Origin of the sequence: Streptococcus mitis, assembly GCF_003942965.1 — a bacterium.
GTDB classification, from domain to species: domain Bacteria; phylum Bacillota; class Bacilli; order Lactobacillales; family Streptococcaceae; genus Streptococcus; species Streptococcus mitis_BH.
Genome location: NZ_RJOG01000023.1, coordinates 21,139 through 27,741, shown reverse-complemented (window position 1 = coordinate 27,741; position 6,603 = coordinate 21,139). Strand labels below are relative to the sequence as shown.

General features: G+C 39.7%; 6 protein-coding genes. 1 reads left to right on the top strand and 5 read right to left on the bottom strand.

The window, feature by feature from the left end; translation table 11 throughout:
* Window positions 1-61 precede the first annotated feature (61 nt).
* The gene (locus D8837_RS07545; protein ID WP_125456665.1) at window positions 62-853 is read left to right on the top strand and encodes a DUF4037 domain-containing protein; all 792 of its coding nucleotides are present in this window, start codon (window positions 62-64) and stop codon (window positions 851-853) included.
* A 233-nt stretch (window positions 854-1,086) separates the two neighbouring features.
* On the opposite strand, the gene ileS is transcribed toward D8837_RS07545, so the two are convergent.
* The 5 genes from ileS to D8837_RS07515 all read right to left on the bottom strand — a co-directional run bounded on the left by ileS (window position 1,087) and on the right by D8837_RS07515 (window position 6,594).
* Window positions 1,087-3,879: an isoleucine--tRNA ligase gene (gene ileS / locus D8837_RS07540; protein WP_125456664.1), complete on the bottom strand. Its 2,793-nt coding sequence runs from the start codon at window positions 3,877-3,879 to the stop codon at window positions 1,087-1,089.
* 252 nt (window positions 3,880-4,131) lie between these two features.
* A complete protein-coding gene (locus D8837_RS07530) occupies window positions 4,132-5,007 on the bottom strand; it encodes a DivIVA domain-containing protein (RefSeq protein WP_125456663.1) in 876 nt (291 codons plus the stop codon).
* Between the two features lie 8 nt (window positions 5,008-5,015).
* Entirely contained in the window at window positions 5,016-5,801 is a 786-nt protein-coding gene (locus D8837_RS07525; RefSeq protein ID WP_125456662.1) for an RNA-binding protein, read from the bottom strand.
* A complete protein-coding gene (locus D8837_RS07520) occupies window positions 5,798-6,061 on the bottom strand; it encodes a YggT family protein (protein ID WP_125456661.1) in 264 nt (87 codons plus the stop codon). The genes D8837_RS07525 and D8837_RS07520 overlap by 4 nt, the downstream gene beginning before the upstream one ends.
* A complete protein-coding gene (locus D8837_RS07515) occupies window positions 6,061-6,594 on the bottom strand; it encodes a cell division protein SepF (protein WP_125456660.1) in 534 nt (177 codons plus the stop codon). Before D8837_RS07515 ends, D8837_RS07520 begins: the two co-directional genes overlap by 1 nt.
* Between the last annotated feature and the right edge of the window lie 9 nt (window positions 6,595-6,603).

Sequence of the window (6,603 nt, the reverse complement as noted above, 5' to 3'; positions counted from 1 at the left end):
CTCTTGCTAGTCTCCTTACTTTTTGTTAGAATGATGTCAAAAAATAAAGAAGGTTAATATTATGCCACAACATCTCTTTAAAGAATTGACTCAACTGGAGCAAGTAGAGGCACTAGCTCTAGGAGGATCACGAGCTGGACAAGATTTTGACAAAGACTCTGACTATGATGTATATGTCTATCTCAGTGCTCCCCTCTCGCCAGACATCCGAAAAGAAATTCTCAGTAAATACTGCTCCTACATGGAAATCGGCAATCAATTTTGGGAATTGGAGGATGATTGTATTCTCAATAATGGCATCGAGATTGAGCTGATTTACCGCTCTCTAGACGAATTTGACAAAGATTTACAGGTCGTAGTTTTAGAGCACCAAGCCCAGAATTCTTACACTACTTGTATGTGGTACAATCTGCTCAACAGTAAGATTCTCTACGATCGAGATGGTCACTATGCTGTCCTCCAGAAAAAGTATAATCTTCCTTATCCAGCTGAGCTGAAAAAGAATATCATCAACAAGCAATTCCTACTTCTCGACCAAGCTATGCCAGCTTTTTCAAGACAAATCAAAAAAGCCCTCAAACGCAAAGACTTACTCAGCATCAACCACCGCAGTAGCGAGTTCTTCGCTTCTTATTTCGATTTACTCTTTGCCTTCAATGAGCAGCTCCACCCAGGAGAAAAACGCATGCTCCAGTACGCAAAAAATAATTGCTCTCATCTACCTCAACATTTTGAAGACAATATCCAAGACTATTTTCAAAATCTCTACCAGCTAGATCACCATGAGAAAACAGTCCTAACTTTAGAGCAGCTCCTATTAAATCTTAAACTCTTGATTAATGAATCTATTTAGAATTACAATAAAAGCTCATGAAATCTGATTTCCAGATGATTCATGAGCTTTTTGAATTTCCACAATATATAACGGTGTAGAGTTGATTGAAACAAGAGCAGTACAAAAAAGTTTTTAACATGATAAAAAACGCATCATATCAGGTATTCAAAAACTTGATACAATGCGTTTTATAGTCTATAAGATTAGTTGTCTTTTCTTCTCAAATTGAGTTTTCCCTAGACTTTTCAACCTTATTTCTCTTCAAATCCTTCTGCGACTGCGTCCGCGAAGTTTTCTTCTACGATGCTTGCACAGTAATCACAAATGACTGCGTGGTAGCTGCGTTCTGCTGTTGTTGGGTCGATACGACGGCAACGGTCACATACTTGGCCTGCAGCGCGTTCAACTGTAAAGGCTACATCTTCGAAGATAACGGCAGCTTCTGGAGCTGGTCCTTCTGCGATGGTCAATTCAGACACAATCAAAAGTTGAGCTACATTGCTGTTTACTGCTTCGAGTAGAGTTTTCACCACTTCGTTTGGATAAACTGTCAAGTGTGCTTCAAGCGATTTCCCGATAACTTTGGCATTACGCGCTTCTTCCAAGGCTTTTTGAGCTTGTCCACGGAAGTCCATGAAGGCAGCCCATGTATCCAAGATTTCTTCTTGGTTAGCAAAAGTTTCTGCTTCTGGCAATTCTGACAATTGAACGAAGTCTTCTGTTTCAAACTCAAGGTATGACCAGATTTCTTCCGCAGTGTGAGGAAGGATTGGTGTCAAGAGTTTCGTAATTTTGACAAGAATGTCATAGAAGACAGTCTGCATTTGACGGCGTTCCAATGATTTGGCACCTTCGATATAAACAACATCTTTGGCAAAATCAAGGTAGAAGGCTGACAAGTCAACGTTGATAAAGTTCACCAAGGCCTTGTAGATTGTCAAGAATTCAAAGTTTGCGTAAGCATCACGAATGGTCTTAACAAGCTGGTTAAAGCGAATCGTCATGTACTTATCAACTGAACGAAGCTCATCGTAAGCTACTGCATCCTCAGCTGGGTTAAAGTCAGATGTATTAGCAATCAAGAAACGAAGAGTGTTACGGATTTTACGGTAAGATTCCGATACTTGGCTAAGGATATCCATTGAGATACGAACGTCATTGCTAGTATCTACACTTGTTACCCAAAGACGCAAGATTTCAGCACCAAATTGTTTCTCAACATCGCTAGGCAAAATAGTATTTCCAAGAGATTTGGACATCTTTTCACCCTTACCATCAAGCGTAAAACCTTGAGACAAGATTTGTTTGTAAGGTGCTACGCCATGGTTAGCAACTGATGTGATGAGTGATGAGTTGAACCAACCACGGTATTGGTCAGAACCTTCTAGGTAAAGATCTGCTGGGTAAGTCAATTCAGGACGGTTTACTACCACTCCATTCCATGATGAACCTGAGTCAAACCAAACGTCCATGATATCAGTTTCTTTTTTGAACTCGCCATTTGGTGAACCTGGATGAGTAAATCCTTCTGGTAAGAGGTCTTTGGCATCACGTTCCCACCAAATGCTTGAACCATGTTCCTCAAAAAGTTGAGCCACGTGTTCAATAGTTTCAGCAGTCATGATCGCTGTACCATCTTCAGCATAGAAGATAGGAAGCGGAACACCCCAAGCACGTTGACGAGAGATAACCCAGTCGCCACGGTCACGAATCATATTGTAAAGACGGACTTTACCCCATTCTGAGTGGAATTTCACTTTTTCAATTTCATCCAAGATTTCTTGGCGGAATTTAGAAACTGAGGCAAACCATTGTGGTACTGCACGCCAGATGATTGGTTTCTTAGTACGCCAGTCAAATGGGTATGAGTGAGAGATTTCTTCTTGGGCAAGAAGGAGGTTACCAAGTTTCTCGATAACAGTTGGAACTACCTTTTCATAGAATTGACCTTCAAACTCAGGACCAGCATTCTTCATCATGATACCACGTTCGTCAACAGTCACTGCGACTTCAAGACCATTAGCAATACCGACATTGTAGTCATCCTCACCAAAACCAGGGGCTGTGTGGACGATACCTGTACCAGAATCAGTCGTAACGTGGTCACCAAGGATAACCAATTCATCTACAGCTGTATCCCATGGGTGTTCTGTTACGATATGATTTAATTCTTGACCACGGTAAGTTGCCAAAACTTGAACATCAGCCCAACCAAATTTCTCAGACAAGCTAGTCAATAATTCTGCAGCAACCACAAACTTACGAGCTTCACCAGCAGGTTGAACCAAAACGTAATCAATATCTGCACCAACAGTCAAACCACGAGAAGCTGTGATGGTAAATGGAGTTGTTGTCCAAACTACGATATAAGTATCTGTATCTAGAACACCTTTGCCATCTTTTACCTTGTTGGCATAGTAAAGGGAAGTTGAAACCAAATCATGGTATTCAATCTCTGCTTCAGCAAGAGCCGACTCAGATGACCAAGACCAGTAAACTGGCTTAGCACCACGGTAGATATAACCTTTATTAGCCATCTCACCAAATACACGGATTTGAGCTGCTTCATAGTCAGGAGTCAAAGTCACATATGGATTTTCCCAGTCACCAGAAACACCCAAACGTTTGAAGTCTTCGCGTTGTTTATCTACTTGAGAAAGAGCGTATTCACGGCAAAGTTTCAAGTACTCAACCAAGTCCATTTCTTTGCGTTTGATACCTTGTTTTGCCAAAACTTGCTCGATTGGCAGACCATGTGTATCCCAACCTGGAATATAAGGAGCATAAAATCCTGACATAGACTTAGAACGAACAATGATATCTTTTGAAATCTTGTTCATAGCGTGTCCAACGTGAATATTTCCGTTCGCGTATGGAGGACCATCATGCAAGGTGAAATGAGGTTTTCCTTGGTTCAATTCTTGACGACGTTGGTAAAGTTTTGCATCTTCCCATTCCTTTTGCCAAACTGGCTCTTTGGTAGGAAGTCCTGCACGCATTGGGAAAGCTGTTTTCCCAAGATTAAGGGTATCTTTGAGTTTCATGGTATCTCCTTTATAAATAATAACAAATTAAAAACCACGACTTCCAAAAAGGACGAAAATCGTGGTACCACCTTTATTCGGAAAAAGATCTAGTCTTTCTCCCTCATTTCCCGTAACGTGGGGAACGTCAAATCTTACTAGCTTCAGACTTGAGTTTTTGAGAGGATAATCTTATCATTAGGGAATGCAGGACTCACACCATCTCCTGCTCGCTGGAAATATAAGGATAAGATATTGTTCTCAGATTATTTCTTATAAAATTGTAACAGATTCTTGCGGTGCCGCTAAACCTGGTTCTGAGTTTACAGCTTCAGTAGCTGGTGTTGGTCCTGAGTACTGGCTTGGAGTTACTTCTGGCTCTTCATACATTGGATCAACTGGATGAGCTAGACTTTCTTCAGCAACCGGAGCTGGTGAAACCACTTGTTCCTGCTTAGCTCTTGCTTCGGCTTCTGCAAGTTCCTTATTAGCTGCTTCGATACGCGCTTGCAACTCTGCCATTTCCTCGGGAGAAAACTGGCGAGTAATATCAATTGGTTCTTCCTCTTGATGTTGTTGCAAGACAGAGTCACCTAAGACTTCACTGACTACTTCTTTGAAGGCCTCATCACTTGTCTGAAGATAAGTTGCTGTTGGGCGAAGAATATCTTCCCAATCTGAAGATTCAACAATTGCTAACTGGCTTTCAATTGTAGATTTAAGACGTTGGTGGAAGACACGGCTCTTGTTCTTCAATTCTTCAGTTTCAACAGCAACTTTCTTAGCATTATCAGTTGCTTGACGAAGAATTTCATTTGCCTTGTACTTAGCTTCTTCCAACAAACGTTGGGCATCTTGCTCTGCTTGTTGGATAATATTGTTTGAACGTTCAGTTGCGGCTTGTTTTACTCGCTCAGCTGTATCCTGTGCAATCAATACAGATTGACTCAATGAATCTTTCATCTCATCAAAGTAAGATAAACGATCTTCCAAACTCTTAATATGTAAATCCTTGTCATGATTAGAGCGAACCAAATCTTCATAATCACGGACTACAATATCTAAAAACTCATCTACTTCTTCTTGATCAAACCCTCTAAAGCGTGTGCTAAAGGTTTTATCTTTGATTTCTAACGATGTAATTGGCATATTTTTCCTCACTTACTTAATAACAATTGGACCGTTAATTTCTTTTTATCTTTTTTTGTTTGCCCATTATCTCTAACGAGTTTCAATCGACCAAATTTTCTCACACTAATCAGATCACCAACTTGAACTATATAATCTGATTTTTCAACTAAATGGTAATTCACTTGGACTGCCTGTTTTTCAATTAACTGACTTGCCTGATTTCTAGACAGCTTTAAGACACCTGCTAGAAAAACATCTAATCTAGAACTAGCAATACAAATATCTAATTCTTGATAATCTTCTACTGTAGCAATTTTCTCAGTAAAATCCCGTTCTTCTAGACGAACCGGTAAACGAGCAATTTTCGTAATGCCGTCTTGAAAAAGGAGCATAAACTGTCGATTAATGATAATCTGTGCCCTCTCTTCGTTGACTAAGATATCACCAAATAGCTTCCTATCAATTCCCAGCTTGTTTAAAACAGTCCCTAATATTTTTGCATGTGTTAATCGCTCAAACTGACTAGGATAGACAATTTCTTGCAAGGATAGTTCAAAATCAGAGAATTCTGGTTCAAAATAATCAGGATACAGGAGAACCCGTACATATTCAGTATCAAGAAACTGCCGACTGCTCATATAGGAGATGCCGTTGGTTGATGCTAAAACATTTAAAATCTTTTCTTGATGGGGATTTACAAAAGGTGTTAAAAAAGGAGAATAAGAATCTTCTACCTTTTTTATCCATTCTGCTCCCTTATCAATAAATGACGAATCATTCTTAGAAAAGTGTTGATAAATCATCTTGTTCATAGAAAGATTACTAAAAGTCGAATCAACTGCTCCCCTAGGAAGTGAACTAGTAATATCGCAATCCAGACAGACAAGTCAAGACCTGCAATCTGGAGGGGTAAACGTTGCAAGGGAGCTATTATCGGTTTCACTAAACTAATAATCAAACGTCCAAGACGTGATTCATAAGCATTGGGAAACCAAGACATCAGAGCAAACACGATTAAAATCAGTGAATAGATATCCACTGCATTTTGAACAAAACGAATGAGAAAGATCATTATCTTACTCTCGTACGTTTCATATCAAAGCCAAATTCACCATTTTGTGATTCATCTGGAATTTTGATGTCTTCAATATTGACGACAACATCAACTGGTGTCAGCAGGTACATAGTAGATGCTACCTTTTTCATGTTACCAGCTAAAACGTGGCGCGCCCCATCCAGATAGTCCAAACAACGACGAGCTTGAACTTCTGTCATATATTGGAAATCAATCAAAACACTTTCGTTACCAGCTAACAAATCAACAATATCTGTGGCGTCTTCGTATTTGCGTGGATAACGAACATCAATTGTCACCTTATCAATAGAACGCTGACTTTGCATAGCTAACTCTTGTTGACGGGCATGAAGGCGTGTAATATTTTTTTCCTTTGAAGATGTAGATACTGTTTGCTGAGGCAACTCTTGGATAGCAGGAGCCGAAGCTATAACTTCATCTTTAGCTGTAGGCTGATAAGAATTATCGGTTCCTTCTCCATCTTCTGTAAAGTAATCTATAAATCTATCAAATTTATCTTTTAAAGACATATTTCTTTC